The organism is Rhodococcus sp. B50 (genome assembly GCF_013602415.1).
In the GTDB taxonomy this organism is placed as follows: Bacteria; Actinomycetota; Actinomycetes; order Mycobacteriales; family Mycobacteriaceae; genus Rhodococcus.
Genome location: NZ_WPAG02000002.1, coordinates 5,048,752 through 5,073,471, shown reverse-complemented (window position 1 = coordinate 5,073,471; position 24,720 = coordinate 5,048,752). Strand labels below are relative to the sequence as shown.

General features: G+C 68.8%; 30 protein-coding genes. 14 read left to right on the top strand and 16 right to left on the bottom strand.

The genetic code is table 11. The features are described from left to right. Positions 1-3: 3 nt before the first annotated feature. Positions 4-1,098: a tocopherol cyclase family protein gene (locus tag GON09_RS23630; protein ID WP_213934030.1), complete on the top strand. Its 1,095-nt coding sequence runs from the start codon at positions 4-6 to the stop codon at positions 1,096-1,098. Positions 1,099-1,114: 16 nt separating this feature from the next. Here GON09_RS23630 and GON09_RS23625 read toward each other — a convergent pair whose 3' ends face one another. Together GON09_RS23625 and GON09_RS23620 are read right to left on the bottom strand one after the other, a co-directional pair. Next, a complete protein-coding gene (locus GON09_RS23625) occupies positions 1,115-2,440 on the bottom strand; it encodes an ROK family transcriptional regulator (protein ID WP_213934029.1) in 1,326 nt (441 codons plus the stop codon). Positions 2,441-2,724: 284 nt separating this feature from the next. Then, positions 2,725-3,402 carry a TetR/AcrR family transcriptional regulator gene (locus GON09_RS23620; protein WP_213934028.1) on the bottom strand — a complete coding sequence of 226 codons (678 nt, stop codon included), beginning with the start codon at positions 3,400-3,402 and terminating at the stop codon, positions 2,725-2,727. An 82-nt stretch (positions 3,403-3,484) separates the two neighbouring features. Between GON09_RS23620 and GON09_RS23615 the strand changes: the two genes are divergently transcribed. Both GON09_RS23615 and GON09_RS23610 read left to right on the top strand, forming a co-directional pair. Beyond that, positions 3,485-4,234: an SDR family NAD(P)-dependent oxidoreductase gene (locus tag GON09_RS23615; RefSeq protein ID WP_213934027.1), complete on the top strand. Its 750-nt coding sequence runs from the start codon at positions 3,485-3,487 to the stop codon at positions 4,232-4,234. 64 nt (positions 4,235-4,298) lie between these two features. Continuing rightward, positions 4,299-5,333, top strand: a complete 1,035-nt coding sequence (locus tag GON09_RS23610; protein ID WP_213934026.1) for a DUF2804 domain-containing protein — start codon at positions 4,299-4,301, stop codon at positions 5,331-5,333. A 33-nt stretch (positions 5,334-5,366) separates the two neighbouring features. Here the strand turns inward: GON09_RS23610 and GON09_RS23605 are convergent, their stop codons facing one another. After that, complete coding sequence (locus tag GON09_RS23605) at positions 5,367-6,461, bottom strand: UDP-N-acetylmuramate dehydrogenase (RefSeq protein WP_213934024.1); 1,095 nt, start codon at positions 6,459-6,461, stop codon at positions 5,367-5,369. Between the two features lie 23 nt (positions 6,462-6,484). Between GON09_RS23605 and GON09_RS23600 the strand changes: the two genes are divergently transcribed. The 3 genes from GON09_RS23600 to GON09_RS23590 all read left to right on the top strand — a co-directional run bounded on the left by GON09_RS23600 (position 6,485) and on the right by GON09_RS23590 (position 8,384). Next, positions 6,485-6,994 (top strand): DUF2505 domain-containing protein, encoded by a 510-nt coding sequence (locus GON09_RS23600; RefSeq protein ID WP_213934023.1) that lies wholly within the window; start codon positions 6,485-6,487, stop codon positions 6,992-6,994. Between the two features lie 75 nt (positions 6,995-7,069). After that, positions 7,070-7,570 (top strand): DUF2505 domain-containing protein, encoded by a 501-nt coding sequence (locus GON09_RS23595; RefSeq protein WP_213934022.1) that lies wholly within the window; start codon positions 7,070-7,072, stop codon positions 7,568-7,570. Positions 7,571-7,574: 4 nt separating this feature from the next. Continuing rightward, positions 7,575-8,384 (top strand): class I SAM-dependent methyltransferase, encoded by an 810-nt coding sequence (locus GON09_RS23590; RefSeq protein ID WP_213934021.1) that lies wholly within the window; start codon positions 7,575-7,577, stop codon positions 8,382-8,384. A 20-nt stretch (positions 8,385-8,404) separates the two neighbouring features. Here GON09_RS23590 and GON09_RS23585 read toward each other — a convergent pair whose 3' ends face one another. After that, the gene (locus tag GON09_RS23585; protein WP_213934020.1) at positions 8,405-9,022 is read right to left on the bottom strand and encodes a type IV toxin-antitoxin system AbiEi family antitoxin domain-containing protein; all 618 of its coding nucleotides are present in this window, start codon (positions 9,020-9,022) and stop codon (positions 8,405-8,407) included. A 104-nt stretch (positions 9,023-9,126) separates the two neighbouring features. On the opposite strand from GON09_RS23585, the gene GON09_RS23580 reads away from it, so the two are divergent. Further along, positions 9,127-9,888, top strand: a complete 762-nt coding sequence (locus tag GON09_RS23580) for an LmeA family phospholipid-binding protein (RefSeq protein ID WP_213934019.1) — start codon at positions 9,127-9,129, stop codon at positions 9,886-9,888. 36 nt (positions 9,889-9,924) lie between these two features. Here the strand turns inward: GON09_RS23580 and deoC are convergent, their stop codons facing one another. Beyond that, positions 9,925-10,590: a deoxyribose-phosphate aldolase gene (gene deoC, locus GON09_RS23575; RefSeq protein ID WP_213934018.1), complete on the bottom strand. Its 666-nt coding sequence runs from the start codon at positions 10,588-10,590 to the stop codon at positions 9,925-9,927. 118 nt (positions 10,591-10,708) lie between these two features. On the opposite strand from deoC, the gene GON09_RS23570 reads away from it, so the two are divergent. The 3 genes from GON09_RS23570 to purU are packed head-to-tail and all read left to right on the top strand — an operon-like array spanning position 10,709 to position 13,056. Next, complete coding sequence (locus tag GON09_RS23570) at positions 10,709-11,242, top strand: GNAT family N-acetyltransferase (RefSeq protein ID WP_213934017.1); 534 nt, start codon at positions 10,709-10,711, stop codon at positions 11,240-11,242. Beyond that, on the top strand, positions 11,239-12,123 hold the full coding sequence (locus tag GON09_RS23565) for a class I SAM-dependent methyltransferase (protein ID WP_213934016.1): 885 nt from the start codon (positions 11,239-11,241) through the stop codon (positions 12,121-12,123). Before GON09_RS23570 ends, GON09_RS23565 begins: the two co-directional genes overlap by 4 nt. A 45-nt stretch (positions 12,124-12,168) precedes the next feature. After that, complete coding sequence (gene purU, locus GON09_RS23560; RefSeq protein ID WP_213934015.1) at positions 12,169-13,056, top strand: formyltetrahydrofolate deformylase; 888 nt, start codon at positions 12,169-12,171, stop codon at positions 13,054-13,056. Between the two features lie 24 nt (positions 13,057-13,080). Here purU and GON09_RS23555 read toward each other — a convergent pair whose 3' ends face one another. The 6 genes from GON09_RS23555 to GON09_RS23530 form a co-directional block, all read right to left on the bottom strand. Continuing rightward, the gene (locus tag GON09_RS23555) at positions 13,081-14,118 is read right to left on the bottom strand and encodes an alpha/beta fold hydrolase (RefSeq protein ID WP_213934014.1); all 1,038 of its coding nucleotides are present in this window, start codon (positions 14,116-14,118) and stop codon (positions 13,081-13,083) included. Positions 14,119-14,158: 40 nt separating this feature from the next. Then, positions 14,159-15,082, bottom strand: coding sequence for an AurF N-oxygenase family protein (locus tag GON09_RS23550; protein ID WP_213934013.1), 924 nt, complete (start codon positions 15,080-15,082; stop codon positions 14,159-14,161). 118 nt (positions 15,083-15,200) lie between these two features. Beyond that, the gene (locus tag GON09_RS23545; protein ID WP_016934518.1) at positions 15,201-15,491 is read right to left on the bottom strand and encodes a DUF2516 family protein; all 291 of its coding nucleotides are present in this window, start codon (positions 15,489-15,491) and stop codon (positions 15,201-15,203) included. A gap of 64 nt (positions 15,492-15,555) precedes the next feature. Next, positions 15,556-16,470, bottom strand: a complete 915-nt coding sequence (locus GON09_RS23540) for a heparin-binding hemagglutinin (protein WP_213934012.1) — start codon at positions 16,468-16,470, stop codon at positions 15,556-15,558. Next, positions 16,467-16,943 carry a helix-turn-helix domain-containing protein gene (locus tag GON09_RS23535; RefSeq protein WP_307854480.1) on the bottom strand — a complete coding sequence of 159 codons (477 nt, stop codon included), beginning with the start codon at positions 16,941-16,943 and terminating at the stop codon, positions 16,467-16,469. The genes GON09_RS23540 and GON09_RS23535 overlap by 4 nt, the downstream gene beginning before the upstream one ends. A gap of 61 nt (positions 16,944-17,004) precedes the next feature. Beyond that, positions 17,005-18,216, bottom strand: a complete 1,212-nt coding sequence (locus GON09_RS23530) for a DUF445 domain-containing protein (protein ID WP_244866949.1) — start codon at positions 18,214-18,216, stop codon at positions 17,005-17,007. 156 nt (positions 18,217-18,372) lie between these two features. Here GON09_RS23530 and GON09_RS23525 point away from each other — a divergent pair, with 156 nt between their 5' ends. From GON09_RS23525 to GON09_RS23515, 3 genes are read left to right on the top strand one after another with little or no spacing between them, the layout of a single operon-like run. After that, on the top strand, positions 18,373-19,116 hold the full coding sequence (locus GON09_RS23525; protein WP_213934010.1) for a TetR/AcrR family transcriptional regulator: 744 nt from the start codon (positions 18,373-18,375) through the stop codon (positions 19,114-19,116). 44 nt (positions 19,117-19,160) lie between these two features. After that, a complete protein-coding gene (locus GON09_RS23520; RefSeq protein ID WP_213934009.1) occupies positions 19,161-19,595 on the top strand; it encodes a DUF4873 domain-containing protein in 435 nt (144 codons plus the stop codon). Between the two features lie 28 nt (positions 19,596-19,623). Then, a complete protein-coding gene (locus GON09_RS23515; RefSeq protein ID WP_213934008.1) occupies positions 19,624-20,481 on the top strand; it encodes a polyphosphate kinase 2 family protein in 858 nt (285 codons plus the stop codon). Positions 20,482-20,542: 61 nt separating this feature from the next. Here the strand turns inward: GON09_RS23515 and GON09_RS23510 are convergent, their stop codons facing one another. The 4 genes from GON09_RS23510 to GON09_RS23495 form a co-directional block, all read right to left on the bottom strand. Then, on the bottom strand, positions 20,543-20,764 hold the full coding sequence (locus GON09_RS23510; protein ID WP_213934007.1) for a hypothetical protein: 222 nt from the start codon (positions 20,762-20,764) through the stop codon (positions 20,543-20,545). Between the two features lie 63 nt (positions 20,765-20,827). Next, positions 20,828-21,391 carry a dihydrofolate reductase family protein gene (locus GON09_RS23505; RefSeq protein WP_213934006.1) on the bottom strand — a complete coding sequence of 188 codons (564 nt, stop codon included), beginning with the start codon at positions 21,389-21,391 and terminating at the stop codon, positions 20,828-20,830. Beyond that, positions 21,388-22,323, bottom strand: coding sequence for a helix-turn-helix transcriptional regulator (locus GON09_RS23500; protein WP_213934005.1), 936 nt, complete (start codon positions 22,321-22,323; stop codon positions 21,388-21,390). Before GON09_RS23500 ends, GON09_RS23505 begins: the two co-directional genes overlap by 4 nt. Positions 22,324-22,394: 71 nt before the next feature. Next, complete coding sequence (locus GON09_RS23495) at positions 22,395-23,252, bottom strand: SDR family oxidoreductase (protein ID WP_213934004.1); 858 nt, start codon at positions 23,250-23,252, stop codon at positions 22,395-22,397. A 93-nt stretch (positions 23,253-23,345) separates the two neighbouring features. On the opposite strand from GON09_RS23495, the gene GON09_RS23490 reads away from it, so the two are divergent. Beyond that, a complete protein-coding gene (locus tag GON09_RS23490; protein ID WP_213934002.1) occupies positions 23,346-24,365 on the top strand; it encodes an iron-containing redox enzyme family protein in 1,020 nt (339 codons plus the stop codon). Positions 24,366-24,444: 79 nt separating this feature from the next. Here GON09_RS23490 and GON09_RS23485 read toward each other — a convergent pair whose 3' ends face one another. Next, on the bottom strand, positions 24,445-24,717 hold the full coding sequence (locus GON09_RS23485; protein ID WP_213934001.1) for a hypothetical protein: 273 nt from the start codon (positions 24,715-24,717) through the stop codon (positions 24,445-24,447). Positions 24,718-24,720: the final 3 nt, after the last annotated feature.

Here is a 24,720-nt window from a genome sequence, read left to right as displayed (position 1 = left end):
GGCATGGCGGTGCACGAACGGCTGAGACGATTCTCTCCGAACGAATTCTCACCGAGGAATCTGTGGACCCGCTATCGCGCGTCGGGTGCCGATCTGCCCTTCGGGGATCCCCTCGCCGCCCACGGCGTTGCGATGGAGGGCTACTTCTGGCGCTTCACCCAGCCCGGAACCGGCCGCGTGGTCATCGCCCTGTGCGGGGTCAACCGCGCGAATGAATCGGTCGGGTCCGGCTCGCACTGGGCGACACTCGGCCTGGCCGCCCATCCGGGAGGTTTCCTCCGCACAGCCGCTCATCCGGTGGCCGCCGCCGATCCCGATCGGCTCGGCGCGTCGGCCGGTGACGTCTTCCGGGGCGACAGCGAACGCGTGTGGATGGATCTCGGCGACGACGCCCGGCTCGACGTCCGGCTGTTCGACCTGCGGCCCTGGCCGCGACGCCGGTTCGGCGCGTCGAGCGTCTTCCACTCCGTCCCGGCCCTGAACCAGTACTGGCATTCCTGGTTGCTCGGCGGCCGGGCGGAGGGCTACGCGATCCTCGGGGACGAGAAGTGGGAGCTGACCGGATCCCTGGTCTACGGTGAGAAGAACTGGGGCAAGGGTGGTTTCCCGGATTCGTGGTGGTGGGGACAGGCACAGGGATTCGCCGATCCGCAGGCATGCGTGGCCTTCGCCGGCGGGCAGGTGCACTCGGGTCCCCTGCGCACCGAGGTGACCGCGGTGGTCGTCGCGCTTCCGGACGGGCGCGTCGTACGCCTGGGCAATCCCGTCACCTCGCCGGTGCAGGCCACGGTCACCGACGAGAGCTGGCTCCTGCGGGGCCGCAGCGCCCGATGGAGTGTGGAGATCTCGGGAAGTTCGCCGATCGGAGCCGCACACGTCCTGCCGGTCCCGCTGCCCGCGGAACGACGGAACGTGGCCGGCTCGATCGAACATCTGGGCGGCCGCATGACCGTGACGGTCCGTGAGCGGGGAAAACTCGTGTGGGCCGACGAATCACATTCGGCCGCACTCGAACACGGCGGTCTCGACCGGGCCCGGGCCGAACTCGACCGGCGGGGCGCCGCCGCGGACGCGACCGACGCCCCACCGATCGTGTGACCACGACGGGAATCCGTCAGAGTTCGGTGCGTTTCATCGCCGCGATCGGATCCGAGAACAGCGAGCTGAGCGAGACGACACCCGCCGCATGGGCCTGCACCCGATTACCGAATCCGGTGATCCGGATGTCCTTGCGCGGCAGGGTGGTCGAGGCGGCGAATGCACGGGCGACGTGCGGAACCGCGGCCGGGTACTCGGTGAAGGCCTGGCCGCCGAGGATGACCCGGTCGGGGTTGAACAGGTCGCGGAGCATTCCGACGGTGCGGCCGAGCACCGTGGCGCGCTGGACGAGCAGACCGTGGGCAGCCTCGGATCCGTCCCGCGCGAGGCGGTAGAGCGACCCGATGGTGCCGTCGCCGTCGGCGAGGACGCCTTCGGACACCGCGCGCTGCACGACCGCCCGATCGCTCACGGTCGCTTCGAGGCAGCCCGTACCGCCGCACGAGCACCGCGCCGACGACCCGGTGGGGAAATGCGTCACCGAGCCCGGACCTCCGGCCGGGGTGTGCACCTTACCGTCGAAAGTTATTGCCACACCCGCGGTTTCGCGAACGTAGAAGTAGAGCCCGGTGCCCTTGACCTCGGGAGCGTCGCGGTCGGGGGTCAGGAGCAGCTCGGAGGCGGCCATCGCCTCGACGTGCGCGGCCACCGAGACCGGCAGGCCCATTCCGCCACCGACGATCGCACCGACGCGGGCGTCGACCCAGCCCAGTCGCGGATGCGTCACGACGGCGGAGTTCGAGTCCACCCGACCGCCGAGTGCGACGCCGACCCACAACGGGGTGCGACGGTGCCAACGTCCCGCGAAAGCCTTGGCGCTCGCGGTGATCGACGCGAGCGCGGTGTCCTGGTCGCCGCTCGGGGTGGGAACCTCGACGGCGCCGATGATACGACCACGCAGGTCGCTCGCGACGATGCCGGTGGTGACGGCACCGATGTGGATGCCGACCGTCAGGTAACGCTCGTGGTCGACCTCGACGGGTACGCGCGGCCGGCCGACGGCACCCGGCTCGGTCAGGTCGGCGCGCTCACGCAGCAGACCCGCCGAGAGCAGGGCCGAGACCTGACGATTGACGGTGGCGATGCTCGCCCCGGTGACCTTCGCGATTACGTCACGCGAGACCGGACCACGATTGGCGGCGACACGGAAGACCGACGCCCCGGTGCCGTCGGCGATACGCAGGTCGGGCGGAACGATCCTGACCTGGCTCGATACGCGAGAGGCCCGAGGGCGGACCACCGTCGCACGCGCGGATCCGCGGACACCGGAGGCGGTGGCGCGAGGGGCCGCTGACGGCCGGGAGGGAAGGGAAACGGACGGCGAAAGAGTGGGAACCGACACGGCGCTGATCCTTGGCTGCTGATCCGGACGTGATGACCGGAGAAGGGGCGGGAGACGATCGACGCACCGAATCCCCGGCGTGGAAGCACGATCGGAGGACGGACCCGCACGAGGAAGGGGCGGGATCGGTGCGGAGTTACTTTCCGCAGCAGCGACAACAGAGTTCGCGCGCCAGAGGCAGCCGTGATCCCAGCGCGGCGGTCACATAGGTGACCCGCGATGCGGAGGTGTGGCCGACTGACATGTCGATCAAAGTATCGTCCGAACCACCTCGTGTCCAATCCTCACCGATCCGGTGGGAAATTCCCCCGCACATCCCCGCGGGCCCGGGCGGTCTCCCCCGACACCGGCGCGAGCAGCAACCCTTCCCACGCGTCGACGAGCGCCGCCAACTCGGCGGTGGTGGGTGATGTGCCTGCGCGGTGACATCGCGCGAGGGCACCGACCGTTCCGGAATACACCAGCCGCAGACGCTGCCCGGCGATGTCGTCGGGCAACTGCCCGAGCAGGGCCCGCAGCGCGGTGTCGGACCGGCGGCCGCTCTCGGTTCCCGTCGGCCCGGTGACCCGGAAGCATTCGGCGAACCGCTCGTGGTTCGAGAGCCGGTCGAGGAAGGCGACGTAGTGGTTGTTGCGGCCGAGCGTGCCCGCCAGGGGACGGATGATCGCCCACAGCAGGTCGCGGACCGACAGCGTGTCCCGCGTCCGAAGCATCTCGGCGACGAACGCTTCACGCTGGGCGTTCAGGGCGGGCAACCGATGGGAGAAGACCGCCTCGAGCAGTCCCTCCTTGGTCCCGAAGTAGTAGCCGATCACCGACGAGTTGTGCTGTCCGGCGGCCTTGCGGATGTCGGCGAGGGTGACTCCGTCGTAACCACCGCGGGCGAAGAGCCGCTCGGCGGCTTCGACGAGCCGAATCCGGGTTTGCTCTCCCGAGCTGTATCGACCGCGGGTGGTGGTCATATGCCGCAGGGTAGCCGCACGGAAGGGACTTCGCAGGCCGGGACGTACGGCGGCATCCGGTGCCCGACACTACGATTGCCCCATGAGCATCTCTCCCGATTCCCGCGTCGCCGTCGTCACCGGAGCGTCCTCCGGCATCGGCGAGGCGACCGCCCGTACGCTCGCCGCGCAGGGCTTCCACGTCGTGGTGGGCGCACGGCGTCTCGACCGCCTGCAGAAACTCGCCGACGAGATCGGCGGCACCGCGCTCGAGCTCGACGTCACCGACGACGATTCGGTGGAGGCCTTCACCACCGTGCTGCCGCGTGTGGACGTGCTGGTCAACAACGCCGGAGGCGCCAAGGGACTCGCGCCGGTCGCCGAGGCCGTCGAGGACGACTGGCGGTGGATGTGGGAGACCAACGTCGTCGGCACCATGCGCATCACCAAGGCGCTGATCCCCAAGCTCATCGCGTCGGGCGACGGCCTGATCGTCACCATCACCTCGGTCGCGGCCTTCGAGGCCTACGACAACGGCGCCGGTTACACCTCCGCCAAGCACGCGCAGGCCGTACTGCACCGCACGCTGCGTGGCGAGCTGCTCGGACAACCCGTCCGGCTCACCGAGATCGCTCCGGGCGCGGTCGAGACCGAGTTCTCGCTCGTGCGGTTCGAAGGCGACAAGGAACGCGCCGACAAGGTGTACGAGGGCATCACCCCGCTCGTCGCCCAGGACATCGCCGACATCATCGGATTCGTCGCGTCCCGCCCGTCGCACGTCAACCTCGACCAGATCATCGTCAAGCCGCGCGACCAGGCGAACGCAGGCCGCTTCCACCGCACGGCCGACTGAGTCCGCCGCGGTGGTGGGCGAGGCGGGACCGTCACGCCCACCACCGTCGGTACTGTCACGGGATATGCGCCAACGACGCCTCGCGCCCGGCCCACTGCTCGGCGACGACGGAACACTCGCCGAGGCCGGCTGGAGCACCGCGGAGACCCGCACCTACGACCGGCAGCGGGTCGCGGCGTCGCGGTTCCGCATCAAGGAATGGGATTACTACTGCGTCCTCTCGGACGGAGAGGACGGACCGTTCGGGATCGCCCTGACCGTCGCCGACAACGGCTACGTGGGTCTGCTCGGGGTGAGCGTGCTCGATCTCGCCGGTCGTTCCGAGACCACCGAGAACGCGCTCGTTCCGTTCCCGCTCGGCCGGATGCGCCTGCCGTGGACGGCCGACCGCGGTGACGTCGTCGTGGACAATCGCGGCCTCCGGATCGAGTACCACCACGAAGGGCAGGCCCGGCGGCTGGTCGTCGACCATCCTCGCTTCGGAGGTGGGCGCGGCCTGTCCGGCGAACTGGCGCTCGCGCAGCCGCCCGACGACCGGATGGTCGTCGCGACCCCCTTCCCCCGGGCACCGAAGGCTTTCTACTACAACCAGAAGATCAACTGCCTGCCCGCGCGGGGCACGCTCACCGTCGGCGGGCGGGAGCTGGTCTTCGACCCCGCCACCGCGTTCGGCGTGTTCGACTGGGGTCGCGGCGTGTGGACCTACGACAACACCTGGTACTGGGGTTCCGCGTCGGGAATCCACGACGGGATGCGCTTCGGATTCAACATCGGCCACGGATTCGGCGACACCACCGCGGCGAGCGAGAACATGCTCTTCCACGACGGTGTGGCGCACAAACTCGACCGCGTGCACTTCCATCTGCCCCGCGACACCTACGACGGGGCGCCGTGGCGGTTCACCAGCAACGACGAGCGCTTCGAGATGGAATTCGAGCCGATCCTCGACCGCGCGGCCGACGTGAACGCCCTGCTCGTGCGGTCCACACAGCATCAGGTCTTCGGGCGGTTCACCGGCACCGCCGTGCTCGACGACGGCACCCGGCTCGGGGTCGAGAACCTGCTCGGCTTCGCGGAGGAGGTCCGCAACCGCTGGTGACCGGAACTCTGCCGGTCCGGTGTGTGCTGCCGGTCAGATCGCGCAGTTGACGGTGACGGGTTCGGGATGCAGGCGAACCCCGAAGGCGTCCTCGACACCGTCGCGCACTCTGCGCGCCAGGGCCACGAGATCCGCCGTCGACGCCGTTCCCCGGTTGGTGAGCGCCAGCGTGTGCTTCGTCGACAGCCGCGCGGGCGCGTCGGCGGCGGGGAATCCCTTCGCGAAACCCGCCCGCTCGATGAGCCACCCCGCCGACAACTTGGTTCCGCCGTCCGCCGGGAACTGCGGGATCCGCACGCCGTCGCCCACCTTCGCCGCGATGGCCGCCAGCACGTCCGGCAACCGACCGTCGGGCACGACGGGATTGGTGAAGAACGATCCGGCGCTCCAGGTGTCGGGATCGCGCGAGTCGAGCACCATGCCCTTGCTCCGGCGCAACCCGAGGACGTGTTCGCGCACCTGGGCCGTCGGCCTGCGTTCGCCTTCCACCGCGCCCAGCGCCACCGCGAGCTCGCGGTACGCCAGCGGTGCGCTGGAGCCGTCGCTCCGCACGTCCAGTTCCACCTCGAGGACCACGGCCGTGTCGGTGTGCTTGAGGACGCTGGTCCGGTAGCCGAGACCGAGAGCCTCGGGCCCGACCCACGAATCCAGTCCGGTAGTGCGGTCGAGCAGACGGACGCGGCGCAGGATCGAGCCCACCTCGACGCCGTAGGCCCCGACGTTCTGCACCGGCGTCGCGCCCGCGGAGCCCGGGATACCCGACAGGCATTCGAGCCCGCCGAGTCCGGCGTCCACGGTGGTCGCGACGACCGCGTCCCATTCGGCTCCCGCATCCACCCGGAGGTGATCGTCACGGAGGTCGACACCGGTGGTCGCGACGCGGACCACGACCCCGTCGAAGCCGTCGTCCCCGATGACGAGGTTGGAGCCGCCCGCGAGGAGCAGGAGCGGGACACGCTGCTCGTCGAGCAGCCGCACGACCGCGATCAACGACGAGGTGGACGCGCATTCGACGAGATACCGGGCGGGGCCACCGAGCCGGAGGGTCGTGAAATCCGACAGCGGCACCTGCTCGGACACGGTGGCTCCCGTTTCGGCGAGCCGGGCCCTGGTACGTGGATCAAGCACCAGCAAACGGTAGCGTGCCCCGTATGGGCAGCCCTATCGACCACACTGCGAACTACTCGTCCCCGCCTGCCGCGGTCCACGCGGCGTTCGTCGATCCGCAGTACTGGCAGACCCGGCTGCGTGAGGTCGGCGGTCCGGGCGCGGCGGTCGAGCGGGTCGACAGCGGCGACGGCACGATCGAACTCGATCTTCATCAGGCCATCCCGGCCGAGCACCTCCCGAGCATGGTCACGAGCATCCGCCCGGGCGATCTGGTCATCCGGCGCCACGAGGCGTGGGGTGCATTCGCCGCCGACCGCGCCGAAGGCAAGTTCTCGGCACACGTCGACGGGATGCCCGGTGAGGTCACCGGCGGGATGACGCTGCTGGCCGACGGCACGGGTTCGTCCGTCGTCATCGAGGGCACCGTCGAGGTGAAGATCCCGTTCCTCGGTTCCAAGATCGAGGGGATGATCGTCGACCAGCTGGTCGAGCTGTTCGACGCAGAGCGCACCTTCACCGAGCAGTGGCTGAACGGCGATCATTCCGCCTGATCACTCCCTGCCGAGTCGCCCCACGGTGACTCGCGATTTCCGGACGGGCCACCCGGCGCGGTAACCTGGCCGGTCGTGGCACGGCGTATCGACTACTCCGCCCGCTTCCCTTGTTCACCGGAGCGGGTGTACGAGGCGCTCGCCGACCCCGAGCACTGGGAAGCGCGGATGGCCGAGATGCGCAAGTACTCGGAGAACCACGTCCGCGAGTTCACGACCTCCGAATCGGGCATCGCACTGGTGCTGCATCACGTCCTCCCCCGCTCCGACCTGCCGGAGATCGCCCGCACGGTGATCAAGAAGGACATGGTCATCACGCGCACGGAGACGTACGGGCCGTTCACCGACCGCGCGACCGGCACCTACCAGGCGTCGATCCCCGGCGGCCCGGGCAGCCTGACGGGCACGATGGAACTCTTCGCCGACGACCACGGCGCCACGCTCCGCACCACCTCCGAAGCCACGGTGCACATCCCCTTCGTCGGCGGCAAGCTCGAAGAACTCATCCTCACCAATCTCGTCGACGTGTTCCGCACCGAAGCGGCCATCACCGCCGACTGGCTCGCGCGACGGTAACCGCGTGCGGAATCGAGGACCCGTCGGTGTCGTCACGCGCGGCACCACCGGCATCAACCGGCTGCGCCGCAGCGACCGCTGGGCGATGCACGACCCCCACATCGCGAAGGCGTTGACGCACGCCGTCGACCCGCTGGTGGTCGATCTGGGCTACGGCGCCATGCCGGTGACGACCCTCGAACTCGCCGCGCGACTGCGCCGGGTGCGCAGCGATCTGCGCGTCGTCGGCCTCGAGATCGATCCGGAACGGGTGGTGCCGGGCCGCGACGGCGTCGAGTTCGCCCGAGGCGGTTTCGAACTCGCGGGCCTGCGCCCGACCCTGGTGCGGGCGTTCAACGTGCTCCGGCAGTATCCGGAGGAGGCCGTCGAACCGGCATGGGCGCACTTGCGGTCCGGTCTCGCCCCCGGCGGGCTGCTCATCGACGGCACGTGCGACGAGCTGGGCCGGCGCTGCGCCTGGGTGCTGCTCGACGAGCACGGGCCCCGATCGCTGACGCTGGCGTGGAGCCCGTTCCACGTGGACAGACCGTCCGACGTCGCCGAACGGCTACCCAAGGCATTGATCCACCGGAATGTTCCGGGTGAGCCGATCCACGCGTTGCTCCGTGCGGCCGACCGGGCGTGGGCGACGAGCGCGCCGCACGCGGCGTTCGGACCGCGGATCCGCTGGATGGCGACGCTCGAACTGCTGCGGGACCAGGGCTTTCCGGTGCGTCCGCCCCGTCGCCGTCTCCGCGACTGTGTTCTGACGGTGCCGTGGGACGCGGTCGCACCCGCCGACGCACCCGTCGCACGCGAACTTGTCGCGGTCTGAGAACCTCGCCGTCCGGGTGTTCAGCCTGCGGCGAGGAGTGCCAGCTCGATCCGGTCGGCCACCGCAGCCGGCTGATTCGCCACCGCGGCATGCAGCTGGTCGGAGTCGACGCGCCCGAGCGCGAGTGCGTCGCCGACGAGTTCGTCGAGCACTTCCTGCGACACGCCGCCCGCGGCGAGGTCGACCGCGGTGCGTGCCGGCGTGGTGATCCGGAAGGCCCCGACGATCTCGCAGTCCTCGTCCGCCAGCGTCCGGTGATGGAGCGCGAGCCGGTTGCTCGGCACGGTGCGCTGGTCGGGAGTGGACAGGTGGAGGAAGCGGGGCTGCAGGTGGCCCATGCCGTGCAGGTCGGCGGCGCTCTGATGCGAGACGACGGCTTCGCCCTCGTACCAGGTGCACCACTGTGCGAACTCGTCGAACTTGGTCCGCGGGCTGTCGCCGAGGCGATACAACTCGGTCTCGACGCGGATCCACAGACCCGCCTCGATGCGTTCCGCGAAGTCGTGCGCTGCTATTCCGTGGCCGACGGCCTGGCGTGCGGTGAAGAACCCGGCTTGCGTGGCGGCGAGGCGCCGCAGCGAGTCGTCGGCATCGGCCCGCCCGGTTGCGTCGTAACCTGAATCCGTCCACCCTGTCATGGCGCCCAGCGTAGCCGAAGAATGTGGTACACCTCACATATTTTCCTCATCCTGCGGCCGTGTGCTCAGTCGATCCTCAGAGTTGTCCGGGAGAATCGACGATCATGACGCAACGGAAGCGCAACCGCACCGTCACGATCGCCGTCGTTCTCGTCGCGGCGCTGGTCGCCGTCCTGGTGGGCGCGGAGGTCTACGTCCGCAACCGCGCGACCACCTGCCTCGCCCAGTCCTTCGAGAGCGAGCTCGGCACCGGAGTCGACGTCGACCTGAGCTGGAAGCCGGTACTGCTGCAACTGCTCGACCGCCAGGTGCCTTCGGTGGCCCTCGACAGCGACGACACCGCCTTCGGCCCCGCCCAGCAGATGCAGGTGCACGCCGAGGTCAACGACGTCGACCTGCGCGATTCCGCAGAGGGAGCCGGCACCATCGGCAGCTCGAGCGCCGACGTGTCGTGGCCCGTCTCCGGGATCCTCGCCACCGTGCAGAGCCAGTCGGTGGGAGCGCTCGTCACCGACGTCACGGCCGACGAGAACGCAGGCACCCTGACGTTCACGGTCGGCGGGCAGGGTCTCGCGGAGTTCACCGCACGACCGGTGGTGAACGGCGGCCTCGTGACGGTCGAGACGACCGACGCCTCGATCCTCGGCATCGGCCTCCCGACGGCACTCGTCGACGGGGTCGTTCAGATCCTCACGTCGGGTCTGCAGCAGTATCCGCTGGGCATGCAGGCCACCGAGGTCGACGTCACCGACTCGGGCGTCGAACTCCGCCTCGAAGGTGGACGCTTCGTGCTGCCGGAGAACCCGCAGGGACAGCAGGGACAGGAACAATCGCCACAGCAGGGCAGCTGCGGCCTGCTGTCGTGACCGACAAGGTCAGCCCTGCAGACCGTCCAGCACTGCTCAGCCCTGCAGACCGTCCAGCACGGCGCGGCTGCCGGACAACCCGAGGCGTGTGGCACCGGCCTCGATCATCGCGACCGCGTCCTCGGCGGTGCGGATTCCCCCGCTGGCCTTGACGCCGAGCCGGCCACCCACCGTCTCCGCCATGAGCGCGACCGCGTGGGTGGTGGCGCCGCCCGCAGGATGGAAGCCGGTGGAGGTCTTCACGAAATTCGCCCCGGCCTTCTCCGCGGCGCGGCACACCTCCACGATCGCCTCGTCGGAGAGCACCGCGGACTCGATGATGACCTTGAGGACCGGGTCGAATCCGATCGATTCGCGCACCGTGAGGATGTCGGCGAGGACGGCGTTGTAGTCGCCGCTCACCGCAGCTCCCACGTCGATCACCATGTCGATCTCGCGTGCGCCCTCGTCGACGGCGAGTCGCGCCTCGGCGCCCTTGATGAGCGAATGATGCTTGCCCGACGGAAATCCGACGACCGTCGCGATCGTGACCCCCTCGGCCCGCAGGGGCAGCATCGACGGCGACACGCACACCGCGTACACGCCGAGCTCGACGGCTTCGTCGACGAGGGCCCGCACGTCCTGCGAGGACGCTTCGGGCTTGAGGAGGGTGTGGTCGATCATCGACGCGACCTGCGCGCGGGTCAGCGGGGTTCCGGACATGAGTGCAGCTTCCCACACGGCAGGCCCGACCGTCCGGCACCCGCATGTCGTCCGGCACCGCATCCCGGCTTCGGTAATCCACTCGCGCGGGAGTCCTTCGGCCACCCACAATGATCGCGTGCTGATCCGTCGAGAGCTTCCTGCCGACGTCCGTGCGATCGCAGACGTGCACCGGGCCGCGTTCGCTCCGTTCGCCGCGCCCGGCCACGAGCCGGTCGAGCCCGGTCTCGTCGTGTCACTGCGCGCGAGCGATGCGTGGCTGCCACCCTTGTCGCTCGTCGCCGAGGACGGCACGGGGGCGATCGTCGGGCACGTCGTCGCCACCCGAGGACACGTCGGCACCACACCTGCATTGGGTCTGGGTCCGCTCGGTGTCCGGCCCGACCTGCAGCGTTCCGGTGTGGGCGGCGCACTCATGCACGCCGTGCTCGGTGCGGCGGACGCGCTGGACGAGTCGCTCGTGCTCCTGCTCGGACATCCCGACTACTACCCCCGTTTCGGCTTCGTGCCCGCCGCCGAACTCGGGATCTCCCCGGACGTCGAAGAATGGGACTCCCACTTCCAGGCCCGGGCGCTCACGGCACACGACCCCGCGCTTCGGGGCACCTTCCGGTATGCCGAACCGTTCTACGATCTCGAGGAGCAGGGATGAACGACGAACGACGGGACGAGCCCGAGAATCCCTGGACCGACTCCACCGAGACCGCCCGCACCTTCGACGCGGCGAGTGGTGATTTCGACGACCTCACCCCGACGGTGTGGGGACCGGCCGGGCAGGCACTGGTCTTCCAGTTGGGTGTCTCGCCGGGCGAGGCGGTGCTCGACGCGTGTTGCGGAACGGGATCGTCCGCGCTTCCCGCCGCCGCGGCCGTCGGACCCGACGGACTCGTCCACGGCGTCGACATCGCCGACGAGATGCTCGAACGCGGCCGTCTGACCGCGGAACGCCGGGGCCTGAAGAACATCGAATTCGTGTGCGCGGACGCCTCGCTGTGGGAACCGCCTTCGGACGTACCCGTTCCCGGCTACGACGTGCTGGCGGTCTCCTACGGGGTGTTCTTCCTCCCGGACATGGATCGCACCTTCTGGCGCCTCGTCTCGCTCGTGCGGCAGGGCGGACGCGCCGGTGTGACGGTGTGGCGACGCGGTGCGATGGAGGAGTTCTCGTCGATCGTGTTCGACGTCGCGGCCCGCCACTCCCCCGAGCCGCGGGATCGCGGCGCTCTGCGCGATCGCATGCCCCTGCACCGGATCGACACTCCGGGGACTCTCGAGGCGTGGCTGGCGGAGGCGGGGACGGATTCCGTGGAGGTCCGCACGCTGTCCAATCTGCTTCCCGCGACGGACGAGCTGTGCTGGTCGCTCGTGACGGGCACCGGCCTGCGTGCGGCGCTGACCGGGCTCGACTCCGAGCAGGTGGCGGCGGTACGGCACCAGATCGCCGACGAGGTCACGGCACGCGGCCTGCACACGATCGACGCCACCACCCTCGTGGCGACGGCCACCGTGCGGCGCCCTCCGGTGTCGGGCTGACGACCGGCGGACGTGCCCTCGGCGACACCTGAGACAATCTGAGGCATGACGCTCGCCTCCTCCGCCGACGATCGACGTTACGTTCTGACACTGGGCTGCCCGGACACCACCGGGATCGTCGCCCGCATCTCGACTTTTCTCGCGGAGGTCGGGGGTTCGATCGTCGAAGCGGCCTACCACGCCGACCAGGACACGGGCTGGTTCTTCACCCGGCAGGCCGTCCGGGCGTCGTCGATTCCGTTCGGTCTCGACGAACTGCGCGAGAAGTTCGCGGGCGTCGCAGCCGACATCGGTCCGCAGACCGAATGGACGCTCTCCGACACCGGCAAGCGCAAGCGCATCGTGCTGCTCGTCAGCAAGGAAGCGCATTGCCTGCACGACATTCTCGGGCGGGTCGCAGCAGGCGAACTCGACGCCGAGGTGTGCGCCGTCATCGGCAACCATCGCGATCTCGAACCGGTCGCGCAGCGGCACGGCATCGAGTTCCACTACGTGTCGTTCCCGAAGGATCCCGCCGAGCGCGGCCCGGCCTTCGAACAGGTGCGCAAGCTCGTCGACGCATACGACCCGCACGCAGTGGTCCTCGCCCGGTTCATGCAGGTGCTACCGGAGGCGCTGTGCGAGCACTGGGCCGGCCGGGCGATCAACATCCATCACAGCTTCCTGCCCTCGTTCATCGGCGCGCGTCCCTACCACCAGGCGTTCACACGTGGTGTGAAACTCATCGGCGCGACCTGCCACTACGTCACCGCCGAGCTCGACGCCGGCCCGATCATCGAGCAGGACGTCGTCCGGGTCAGTCACAGCGACAGCGTGAGCGACATGGTGCGTCAGGGCCGAGACGTCGAGAAGCTGGTCCTGTCGCGCGGCCTGCGCTGGCATCTCGAGGATCGCGTGCTGGTGCACGACAGCAAGACGGTCGTCTTCCGGTAGCCCGCGGGCGAACGGGGAATCGGCTCAGCCGACGGGTACGCCCGCTCGCTCGACGAGGTGCGCGAGTTCCTCGTCGAATCTGTCGATCGCTTCGACCGAGCTCATGTGCCCGATGCCGTCGAGCACCACGAGACGTTCCAGATTGCCCGCGCGCTCGAGTTCCTCGGCGAGACGCCGAGCATGCACGGGTGGGGTCAGGCGATCCGCCGTGCCGACGAGCACCGTCGTCGGCACGGTGAGATTCTGCAGACCTTCCCGGAGGTCGATGGCGCTCAAAGCCCTGCCCCAGCCGCCCCGCGTGCGCGGCGGGCAACCGAGCACGATCCGCTCGCAGAAGGCGACCTCAGCAGTGCTCGCGCCGGGCGACAAGGCGACGTACCGCAGTGCCCGGGTCGTCACGGAGGACGACGCCAACGGCACCGTCGCGCCCATGAGCCGGCTCGCGACGGGCACCGGCACGCGCGGGAACCGCTCCGGCAGCGGCACGATCGCCGAGTCCGCGACCAGCCGGTCGGTGCCGGTGCTCGCGAGCAGCACACCCGCGACCGTGCGATCGACGTTCTCGGGATACTTCTCGGCCCACGCGATGATGCTCATGCCGCCCATGCTGTGGCCGGTGAGGACGGCTTTCGATCCGGGCCGGACGACGGCATCGAGGACCGCCTGGAGATCGTCGGCGAGCACGTCGGCTCCGAGGGGTCGCGCGCCGGCCTCGCTGTCGCCGTGTCCGCGCTGGTCGTACACCACGACGCGGTAGTTCTCCGCGAACGCGTTGATCTGCGGGGTCCAGTAGGCGGCATTGCAGGTCCAGCCGTGGCAGAACACCAGCACGGGGGCGTCCGCAGCGCCGTACGCGAGCACGTTGAGGCGGGCACCGTCGTCGGTACGCACGTCGACCGCCTCGGGTTCGATGTCCGGCTCCCGCAGCAGGGCGTGCGGCGCGAGTTCCTCGGCACGGACGACCGTCCGGCGCCGTCGGCGAACGACGACGGCGGTGGAGGCCGCGGCGGCAAGGACGATCGATCCCGCGACGATCGACGCGGTCGGGGACGGCTTTCTCACGGGTGCAGATCTCCTGTCGGTTCGGTGGAGCGGCGCGGTGTCACAGAACGTGCGCGCGACGCAGCAGCAGGGTGGACGGGCCGCCGATCAGCCCCACCTCGTCGAGGAATTCGATCGTGCGGCGGGTGCCCTGACGGAGCCTGTCGTGATAGTGCCGGTTCTCCCGCGCGGCCTTCTTCGCTTCGTCGACGTCCAGTCCGGCTGCGGCGTACACCTGATCGTTCACGAGGCTGGTGACGACGAAGTAGGCACTCACGCCGAGATGGATCCGGATCCAGGCCCGTTCGAGGCGGCTGAGCCGTGCCGACCGCCTGCGGGTCTCCTCGCGGGCGTAGCGGATGTGCCTCGACTCCTCCACGACGTGGATGTGACTCACGGTCCGGGTGATCGGCTGCACCCGTTCGTCGCGCAGGAAGTCGCGCTGCATCATGTCGAGGATCTCCTCGGCGAACAGGGTGCCGCCGTAGGCGAGGGCTCCGCGCGCGACCGCCTTGAACAGTCGCCCGGTCTCACGGATCCAGCGTTTGGGCCGGTAGGAAGGGATCCCGTACCGCTGCGCCGACCGGGCGAACATGATCGAGTGCCGGCATTCGTCGGCGATCTCGGTGAGACCGAACTGCACGTAGGGTGTCGCCGGATCATGCCGGTAGAGGTCGCGCACGAGCATCTGCATGAGGATCATCTCGAACCAGATGCCGGTGCCGGCGATGCTCGCGGCCTCGTGCTCGGTGAGAGTGATGCGCTGGTCTTCCGACATGCGTTCCCACAGATCGGTGCCGTACAGGCTGCACCACTCCGGCGTCATGCCGTACTTGCCGTCCACGAGCGGCGCGTCCCAGTCGATCTCGAGGCCGGGTTCGTAGGACAGCCGTGCCGACGAATCGAGCAGGCGTTGCGCGGTCTCCTGCCGGTTGTGCGCGAAATGCTCACCCGGCAGGTTGTCGTGCTTTCGCAGGAGCGTCATCGCCGACCACCTCGTCTCGGAAATTATCCGTTACCCGAAGTGTCATTATCTGGATCACACTTGTCAAGCGAGACGCACGCGCATGCGCTCTACCACCGAGGACGCCGAACCTCCTCGGTCACCACCGAGGACGCTGAACCTCCTCGACGCGCGGACGGACGTCCACGAGGTACACGCACACCGCCACGACGGCGATGATGCCGAGCAGGCCGACCGCACCGAAGACGACGAGGACGAGCAATGCGGCCACGAGGATGCCGAGCCAGATGGGCTTGCTCAGCTTGTCGACGGCCGGAAACGCCTCGGCGGGCTGACGCACCACGTGGAACAACGCAAATCCCGCCCCCGCAATGGCGATGATCTGCAGCGCGAGGATGATCAGACCGGCAAGAGAATCGACATTCGTCACCTCACCAGTCTACGAGAATCGGCCCCTGCGCGAGTTCGCGCAGGGGCCGATCGATCACCCCAGGTCAGGAGCCGCTGGTCTTGCGCGGCGCCGCCTTCTTGGCAGGAGTCTTCTTGGCAGGAGCCTTCGCCGCCGGCGTCTTGGCAGGAGCCTTGGCGGCGGTCTTGGCCGGAGCCTTCGCCGCGGGCGTCTTGGCGGGAGCCTTGGCCGGGGTCTTGGCCGGAGCCTTGGCGGGGGCGACCGCGACCGGCTCGACCGGCGTGGCCACCGACTCGACCTTCTCGGCAGCCTTGTCGGCCGCCTCGCGGACCTCGCCACGTGCCGACTCGACACGTCCCGCGGTCTCGGAGCCCGTCTCCTCGGCACGTTCACCGAGTTCGACGACGCGCTCGGCGGCCTTGTCACCGGCGCTCGACACGGCCTCGCCGACCTCGTCGCTCGCCTCCGAGATGCGACCGGCCGCACGACCTGCGAGCTTCGCGGCCTGCTCGCCGACCTCACGGGTCCGGCGGGCCACCGTTCCGAGGGCTTCCTCGGTGAGATCGGCGGCGTCGCCGAGCACCGCTTCGGCGCGACCGATGCCGTCCTCGAGGGCCGGCTGGGTACGCAGGCGCTCGATGGTCTCCTCGCCGCGCTCGGCGAGGGCGGTGTAGAGGTCGGATGCGACCTTCAGGTACGCCTCGGCCACCTTGCGCAGCTCCTCGGCGCTGAAACGCTCGCGCAGTTCCGCGATCTCCTCGGGCAGCTCTGCCGGAAGTTCGGCGAGACGCTCACGGAGGGACTCGACGGTCTCGGTGAGATCGGCAGGCAGGGTCGCGAAGCGGTCGCGCGCGGTCTCGACCCGCTCGGCCACCTCGTTGCGGTTGGTCTCCGCGCGACGGCGCGCCTGGGCCACGAGGTCGGCGACGGCCTGGACGACGGCGTCGCCGGCACCGACCGCGGCGTAGAGGGAGGTTCGGATGCTGGTGGGATCGGTCATGGAGATTTCTCCTCGTCGAAGTCTGTCGGATGGTCGGGCCGGGCATCGCCGGCGTCCTGCTGGTTCTCCCGGCAGAACGAGTCGTAGATGTCGAGCAGGACCTGCTTCTGCCGTTCGGTGAGAACGGTGTCGACGAGCACCGCGTCGCGCACGGCGCTTGCCGCTCGATGCTCGAGGATCCCGGCTCGTACGTAGAGAACCTCTGCCGAGAGCCGCAACCCCTTGGCGATCTGGGCGAGCACTTCCGCGGACGGCTTGCGCAGGCCGCGTTCGATCTGACTCAGGTACGGATTGCTGACACCGGCCACTTGCGACAACTGCCGGAGTGAGACCTGAGCAGCCTCGCGCTGGGACCGGATGAATGCACCGATGTCCTGGGCGGCATGGTTGACCACCCGTGCGGCGATATCCCCCGGCCCGGCACTGTCGTCCGGCGTGTCCGAGCCCTCGATCGGATCTGGTTCCGTGGACACGAGATCCACTCTACCGCCAGGTGCTAGCTACAGCAAGCACTCTGCTAGCACGCGATGGTTGTCACGCGAACAGCAGTTCGGACACCGTGTAGATCGTGAGTCCGGCGAGCGAGCCGACCACCGTACCGTTGATGCGGATGAACTGCAGGTCGCGCCCCACTGCGAGCTCGATCTTGCGGCTGGCCTCCTCCGCGTCCCAGCGTTCGACGGTCTCGCGGATCACGGAGGTGATCTCGTCGGCGTAGTTGGCCGCGACGAAGCGAACCGCGTCGAGCAGCCAGCCGTCGATCTTGGTTCGCAGTTCGGCGTCCTCGCGGACCCGGATGCCGAACGCCATCACGTTCTCCGCGATCTTCGTGCGCAAGGTGCTGTTCGGGTCGTCTACCGAGTCCAGGATCATCCGCTTCGCCGTCCGCCAGGTCGCCGCCGCGAGCCCGGTGATCTCGTCCCGACCCATGATCTCGGCCTTGACCTTTTCTGCCTTGGCGATGGTCACAGGATCGCTCTGCAGGTCGCGGGCGTAGTCGGCCAGGAACTTGTTGACCGCGAGACGCACCTCGTGGTCGGGATTCGAACGGACCTTCCACGTGAATTCCACGAGTTCACGGTGGATCTTCTCGCCGAGCAACAGGTCGACGAACTTCGGCGACCAGGACGGCGAGTCGCGGCTGATCACGCGATCGATGGTCTCCTGGCTCCCGAGCGCCCACTGGTGCGCTCGTTCCGCGAGCATGTCGACGAGCGGGAGGTGCCGGTTCTCGGCGAGGAGCTCGGTGAGGACGCGCCCGATCGGCGGTCCCCATTCCGGCTCGGCGATGCGCTTGACGATGGTGTGGTCGATGATCTGCTGGATGTCGTCCTCGCGCAGGATCCCGACCACCCCCCGCAGGACCGTCGAGGTCTCCTTGGCCACCCGGGCGGCGTTGTCGGGTTCGGCGAGCCAGGTACCGACCCGCAGCGGGATCTGCGCCGACTCGACCTTGGCGGACACCACCTCGGGTGCGAGGAAGTTACTGCCGACGAACGAGCTCAGGTTGGCTCCGAGCTGGTCCTTCTTCCGCTTGATGATCGCCGTGTGCGGGATGGGAATCCGCAAGGGGTGCCGGAACAAGGCGGTCACGGCGAACCAATCGGCGAGCGCGCCGACCATGCCGGCCTCGGACGCGGCCCGCACGTAACCCACCCACGCACCGGCGCCGCGGGTTTCCTGCCACCGGCAGAAGAGATAGATGATCGCGGCAACGACGAGGAAACCGGTCGCGACCGCCTTCATACGGCGGAGGTCTCGGCGTTTGATCTCGTCGTCGGTCGTCAGGAGCTGCACCCGATCGATTGTGCCGAAAGTCGACACTCGGCGGACGGATCGGCCTCGAGTTCTGAAGGACGGAAGGCCGGATCGTAGACTGAGCCGACGATCGACACCGAACGGATGTGCCACACAGTGTCCAGCAGACCGCAGACGACTTCGAACCCGACCTCGACCGAGGCCGCCCCGCCCGTCAAGCAGGACGGCCGCAAACGGCGCTGGCACGAGCACAAGATCGCTCGCCGGGAAGAACTCGTGGACGGCACCATCAACGCGATCCGCGCCCGCGGACACGAGATCGGCATGGATGAGATCGCCGCCGAGATCGGCGTGTCGAAGACGGTGCTCTACCGGTACTTCACCGACAAGAGCGACCTGACGACCGCCACGATGTTGCGGTACGTCGAGACGGTTCTCGCCCCCCGGATCTACGCGGCGGTGGCGGAGGATCTCGACGAGTACGAACTCACCCGGGAGGCGATCACGGCGTACGTCGAGACCGTCGCCGACGATCCCGAGGTCTACCTGTACGTGATGAGCAACAGCGCGTCGGCGGGACGCGACGTGGTGGCGGACTCCGAACGGATGATCGCCGAACTCGTCGCGACCGTGCTGGGCGAGCGACTGCGACTGCTCGAGATGGATTCGGGCGGTGCCGTGCCGTGGGCGTACGGAATCGTCGGCGGCATCCAGCTCGCGACGCACTGGTGGATCTCGAACAAGTCGATGACCACCGAAGACCTCATCGATTACCTGACGATGATGGTCTGGGGCGGCATGACCGGCATCGCCGGCGTCGCCGGATCCCCGGTGCGTTTCAAGTCGCAGTCGCACCCGCTCCTGCCGGAGTCGTCACCCACGTCCTGATCGACTCCTTTACTGTAACTCGAAGTTGCACGTATAGTGCGGGCATGAGCGACCACTCGGACGATCTGCACGACGAGGACGATCCCGGATATCGCGGTCCCGCCGAGGTCACCGTGGGAGACCGCACGGCCTCCGTCGACGTCGAGATCTCCGGCCGGTTCGACCCGCTGCTCGGCCGGCACGTATGGCGGGGCCGGCTCCGCAAGCTCACGGACACCCTCGGCGCAGACGTCTCCCCCGCGCCGGGAACCACCGTGATCATCGCGGTTCCGGGCGCATCGGAGACGGCGACAGCCCGCATCTCGGAGATCGACCTGTGGGGCAGCCACATGGTCGACGGCATCTCACGCCCGCCGTACCCGCTCCCGACCGACGCGAACGGCGTCCATTCCGTCACCGACGCGAACGGCGTCCATTCCGTCACCGACGCGAACGGCGTCCATTCCGTCACCGACGCGAACGGCGTGGATCCCGTCTGAGAGCCGCATGTGTGACACGCTTTCCGGCATGCCGAAGGACGACGTCTTCCGACCCGCCTCGATCATCGAAGCACTGCGGGCAGGGCCCGACACGCGCGTCGCCGAGATCGACACGAACGCCACGCCTGGATTCGACGGCGACAAGGCTCTCGGCGAGCGTCTGCTCGCCGAACGCGGTGCGGCTCTCTCCGGACTGCAGGAGATGCTGTTCGCGGAGGGCCGGACCGGCGGCACCCGCTCGATCCTGCTGATACTGCAGGGCATGGACACCGCCGGGAAGGGCGGCATGGTGCGTCACGTCGTCGGTCACGTCGACCCGCAGGGCGTCGACCATACGGCCTTCGGTGTCCCGACCGCGGAGGAGAAGCGGCACCACTTCCTGTGGCGGATCTCGAAGGCCCTCCCCCGCAACGGGCAACTCGGCGTCTTCGACCGCTCGCACTACGAGGACGTGCTCGTCGCCCGGGTGAGATCGCTGGTGCCGGAGAGCGTCTGGCGCGGACGCTACGACGAGATCAACCGGTTCGAACGCGAGATCGTCCGCGAGGGCACGACCATCGTGAAGGTGGCGATGTTCGTCTCGCTGGACGAACAGAAGAAACGCCTCGCCGAACGTCTCGAGCGCCGCGACAAGCATTGGAAGTACGACCCGAGCGACGTCTCGGAACGCGCACTGTGGCCGCAGTACCAGCAGGCCTACCAGGACATGCTGGACCGGACGGGTACCGACGTCGCGCCCTGGTATGTCATTCCGTGCGACCGCAAGTGGTACAGCCGCCTCGCGGTCACGGAACTGCTCATCGACGCCTTCGAACGTCTCGACCTCGACTGGCCGGAGCCCACTTTCGACATCGAAACGGAGAAACGCCGACTCGCAGAGTCATGAGGAGGTCGTGCGGGGTGAGGGACGCGAGCCGGCTCTCACCGACTCGCGTCTCGTACGACCCTCAGAACAGGTGCGGTGTGTCGTAATGCCGCTTGTGGTCGCGGCGAACGGTTCCGGCGACCATGCCGAATGCCGCTCCGAGCGCGACGACCGCAGCGATTGCCGCAATGATCGCCCAGCCCTCGAATCCGTAACCGGCCGCGACGATCGTCAGGGCGATCATCAGGACCGAAGCCAGGGCGAGCGCGTAGGCGCTCCACGCTACGAAGAGATTGAGTTTCACGACCGGCCTCCTTGGACGAGGTGTGTCCCTCTCGATGCCGACGGTACCTGCAGGTGACGCACATCACAACCGACTGGTGGCGTCCTTGAACACTTCGTAGCGCATGACGGCGAACTCCCCGCTCTGCCCGATCTCGACGAGACGCATCTCCACGTGCCGCGGGAGCAACGGCCGGCCGGATCCGATGGTCACCGGCGCGAACGAGACGACGAGTTCGTCGAGCAGGCCGTGCTCGGCGAACTGTCCGGCGAGGTCACCGCCGCCCACCATCCACAGGTCGCGGCCGTTCGCGGCCGCGGCCATCTCGGCGTAGACCTGCCGGACGTCCTTCTGTGTGAAGCGGATGTCGCCGGGTTCGTCCCCTGCCCGGGCCACGGGCAGGTCGTCGCGATGCGTGAACACCCAGCAGGGCAGGTCGTACTCCCACTTGTCCTCACCCGCGTGGTCGAGAACCCAGCGGTAGGTCGACGACCCCATCGTGATGGCGCCGATACCGGCGATGAACTCCTCGTACCCTACGGGTCCGCTGTCTCCCGTCTCGCGGGTGAGCAGCCAGTCGAGCGAATGGTCCTCGGTCGCGAGGAAGCCGTCCAGTGTGCTTGCGGTGTAGTAGATCATCCGGGTCACGGGGTGCTCCTGTTCCAGTCGAGTGGATCGCCGTGATCGACGTCGAGGCGGGCCGCCCGCATCATGTGCCGGGCGAGTTGGCGGCGGTGCGCGGCGAAGGTGAGGACATGGGTGACCACCCCTGCGAGGACGAAGCTCTCGGGAGGGTCGCACAGGGCGTCGATGAGTACGTCGCCCCAGGCCCCACGGCGATGGATGTCGCGGATCGTCTCCACCCACCGCGGCGCGACATCCTCGAAACGTGCTGCCAGCACGTCGATTCCGCCGTCCTCTTCCACCGGCTGGTCGGCACCGATCATCGAGGCCAGCCAGACCTCCTTCGCTCGCACGAGGTTGCCGAGCACCCGCGACACGGATTCCTCGGGGCCGTCCCACTCGAGCACGACGAGGCCGGGAAACCGGATCCGTTCGCGCTCGTCGTCGTCGAGTTCCGCGGCCCGGCCGAGGAGATAGCGAGTGTCCGCGAGATCGTGCTGCACCATCTGCGCCAGGACCTCGGCTGCCGGATAGTCGGGCGCCGCGGGCCGTCGCCCGTCCTCCTCGACCCACAGATTGGTGGGTGGATGGAAGTGGACGCCGTTGGGGGCGGGAAGCCAGTGGTCGCTCCCGCCCGTGCCGAGCACCCGGGCGGCCACGCTCGGTGGATATCCGTAGGCGCGGGCGAAGGCGCGTCCGAATCCTTCGACGCTGTCGTAACCGGCGGCGAACGCCGCATCCGTGACCGACCTGCCGTGACGCAGCTGCCAGGCGGCGCGTTCGAGCATCACCCGGCGCCGCAACGCCACCGGCGACTCGCCGGTACCGACCGCGACGGTGCGGCTGAAGTGCCACGGCGAGGCGTAGGCGTGCTGCGCCATCCGTTCGAGGGTTGCGTTGTTCTCGTCGAGAACGGCGTCGAGCAGTTCCCGGAGTCGGTCACGGCCGAGGGTCATGCGTTCAGTGTCGCGCGCAGACCCCGGCCGCCGCCCGACCGTTCTTGCTCTCTGCCCACCCCACCCCGGATTCAGCCCGGCATGGTCTCGCCGCCGAGCGGGGCGAGCACTTCGCCGCTGTAGTACGAGGACATCGTCTCCGACGCGAAGAATACGTAGGACGGGGCGATCTCGTCGGGCTGCGCGGCGCGCCCGAAGGGTGCCTGCTGCCCGAACTCCGACACCTTCTCGGCGTCCATGGTCGCCGGGATCAACGGGGTCCACACCGGTCCGGGCGCCACGCAGTTCACCCGGATCTGCCTGTCCTGCAGCGCCTGCGCGAGCGAGTAGGTCAGCGCGATCACGGCGCCCTTCGTCGCCGAGTAGTCGATGAGCGTCTTGTTGCCACGCAGTCCGTTGACCGACGCGGTGTTGATGACGGAGCCACCCGGCGTCAGGTGCGGCAGCGCCGCCTTGGTCACGTGGAAGAAGCTGTCGATGTTCACGGCGAAGGTGTGCCGCCACTGTTCCTCGCTCAGCTCGGCGAGGTCGTCGACAGGCTGCTGGGTGCCCACGTTGTTGACGAGGATGTCGAGTCCGCCGAGTTGCTCCACCGTCTCGGCCACTACCGACCGGCAGTGCTGCGCGTCCCCGAGGTCACCCGCGATGACGTGGCACTTCCGACCCTCGCGTCGCACGAGGTCGGCGGTGCGCTCGGCGTCGCGGTGTTCTTCGAGGTACGCAATCGCGACGTCGGCGCCCTCCTTCGCGAAGGCGACCGCGACCGCACGTCCGATTCCGGAGTCGCCGCCCGTGACGAGGGCCTTGCGGCCCGACAGCAACCCGCGTCCGACGTAGCCGCGCATCTCGTCGGCGGGACGCTCGGCCATGTCGTCGGTTTCGCCGGGATAGTCGATGGTGTGGGGTTCTCGTTCGCGGTCCTCGCTCATGGCCGCCGGATACCCACAGGCCGTTCCGGTATTCACAGCCGGCACCGCTCGCCGGGTCGTTTTTGCGAGCCTCCGAGAGGGTAATCCGCCCGCATGGCCCATGAGACCCGGATGTGCGATGTGCACGACGCTCCGCTTCCCACGCCCCGCGGACCCATCTCCGCCGAGATCGTCGAGCGACTCGGCGGCCCGGTGGACGATGCTACGTGGGACGTCGCGACCGACGGCGCGGATGCCTACGGCGAGGACGTCCAACTCGCCCTGGCCGTTCTCTACGAGCTCCACTACCGCGGCTTCGCGGGTGTCGACCCCGCATGGGAGTGGGCACCGGGCCCCCTCGGCGTCCGGACGCGGCTCGAACGCATCTTCCTCGATCGGTTGCGTGCCGACGTACCGGCCTCGGACGACCCGCAGAGCGTCCTCGAGGACCTGTGCCGCGAACCCGACGACTCGTGGGGCGTCTCCCACGAACTCGCCGCGAACGGCACGTGGGAGATGATGCGCGAGTTCTTCGTCCACCGCTCGATCTACCACCTCAAGGAGGCCGACCCGCACGCTCTCGCGATCCCCCGGCTGTCCGGTCGCGCGAAGGCTGCGCTGGTCGCCGTCGAGTTCGACGAGTACGGCGGCGGCCGCGCGGAGCGCATGCATTCGCGGTTGTTCGCCGACCTGCTGCTCGCGGCCGGCCTGAAGGACGACTATCTGGGATATCTCGATGTCGTTCCTGCTGTCACCCTCGCCACTGTCAACTTCATGTCGTTGTGCGGCCTGCACCGCGCGTACACACCGATGCTGGTCGGCATGTTCGCCGCCGCCGAGATCACCACCGCCCCGAGCGCCCGACGCATGGTCGAAGCGCTCGAACGCCTGGGTGCGGACGACGCGTGCGTCCTGTTCTACTCCGAGCACATCGAGGCGGACGCGGTCCACGAGCTCGTCCTGCGGCACGACGTGGTGGGTTACATCCTCGAACAGGATCCGGCTCGGGCGCAGGACATCTCGTTCGGCGCGCAGGCCATCGAGTTCCTGGAGGGCCGGCTCGGGAGCCATCTACTGGGCAGCTGGGCAGCGGGACGCAGCTCGCTTCTCACGCCGGCCGGGGCGCCGGTCTGAGGGGCGGACACGCGGCAGCGACGTGGAGCCTCGGGGCACTGCATCCCGAGGCTCCACGTCGTTCGTGCCGGGATCCGGCTCAGTCGAGGAGACCGGGTTCGTGTGTAGGGGTACCACCGGAGCCGCGGAGGCGGCGTCGACGGAGATTGAGAGCGGACATCACGACGCCGACGACGATGAGCACGGCCGCGGCGACGGCACCGACGAGCACCCATCCTTCGAAGCCGTCGCCCGCCGCGTAGAGGACGAGAGCGACGACGGCGATCCCCGCGAGGATGCAGGCGTATCCGATCCAGCCCGAAGCTCGGGAAGCAGTGGTGGGAGCGTGAGCTCGATTCGATGGTTTCGTCATGGT

Bases quoted from the DNA above. Each gene is read 5' to 3' on its own strand.
- GON09_RS23600 (WP_213934023.1), top strand. From the start codon at position 6,485: ATGGGCAGCCCTATCGACCACACTGCGAACTACTCGTCCCCGCCTGCC.
- GON09_RS23490 (WP_213934002.1), top strand. From the start codon at position 23,346: ATGGCCCATGAGACCCGGATGTGCGATGTGCACGACGCTCCGCTTCCC.
- GON09_RS23580 (WP_213934019.1), top strand. From the start codon at position 9,127: ATGACGCAACGGAAGCGCAACCGCACCGTCACGATCGCCGTCGTTCTC.
- GON09_RS23520 (WP_213934009.1), top strand. From the start codon at position 19,161: ATGAGCGACCACTCGGACGATCTGCACGACGAGGACGATCCCGGATAT.
- GON09_RS23610 (WP_213934026.1), top strand. From the start codon at position 4,299: ATGCGCCAACGACGCCTCGCGCCCGGCCCACTGCTCGGCGACGACGGA.
- GON09_RS23500 (WP_213934005.1), bottom strand. From the start codon at position 22,323: ATGACCCTCGGCCGTGACCGACTCCGGGAACTGCTCGACGCCGTTCTC.
- GON09_RS23550 (WP_213934013.1), bottom strand. From the start codon at position 15,082: ATGACGCTCCTGCGAAAGCACGACAACCTGCCGGGTGAGCATTTCGCG.
- GON09_RS23540 (WP_213934012.1), bottom strand. From the start codon at position 16,470: ATGACCGATCCCACCAGCATCCGAACCTCCCTCTACGCCGCGGTCGGT.
- deoC (WP_213934018.1), bottom strand. From the start codon at position 10,590: ATGTCCGGAACCCCGCTGACCCGCGCGCAGGTCGCGTCGATGATCGAC.
- GON09_RS23630 (WP_213934030.1), top strand. From the start codon at position 4: ATGGCGGTGCACGAACGGCTGAGACGATTCTCTCCGAACGAATTCTCA.
- GON09_RS23565 (WP_213934016.1), top strand. From the start codon at position 11,239: ATGAACGACGAACGACGGGACGAGCCCGAGAATCCCTGGACCGACTCC.
- GON09_RS23485 (WP_213934001.1), bottom strand. From the start codon at position 24,717: ATGACGAAACCATCGAATCGAGCTCACGCTCCCACCACTGCTTCCCGA.
- GON09_RS23515 (WP_213934008.1), top strand. From the start codon at position 19,624: ATGCCGAAGGACGACGTCTTCCGACCCGCCTCGATCATCGAAGCACTG.
- GON09_RS23495 (WP_213934004.1), bottom strand. From the start codon at position 23,252: ATGAGCGAGGACCGCGAACGAGAACCCCACACCATCGACTATCCCGGC.
- GON09_RS23620 (WP_213934028.1), bottom strand. From the start codon at position 3,402: ATGACCACCACCCGCGGTCGATACAGCTCGGGAGAGCAAACCCGGATT.
- purU (WP_213934015.1), top strand. From the start codon at position 12,169: ATGACGCTCGCCTCCTCCGCCGACGATCGACGTTACGTTCTGACACTG.
- GON09_RS23615 (WP_213934027.1), top strand. From the start codon at position 3,485: ATGAGCATCTCTCCCGATTCCCGCGTCGCCGTCGTCACCGGAGCGTCC.
- GON09_RS23585 (WP_213934020.1), bottom strand. From the start codon at position 9,022: ATGACAGGGTGGACGGATTCAGGTTACGACGCAACCGGGCGGGCCGAT.
- GON09_RS23525 (WP_213934010.1), top strand. From the start codon at position 18,373: ATGTGCCACACAGTGTCCAGCAGACCGCAGACGACTTCGAACCCGACC.
- GON09_RS23530 (WP_244866949.1), bottom strand. From the start codon at position 18,216: ATGAAGGCGGTCGCGACCGGTTTCCTCGTCGTTGCCGCGATCATCTAT.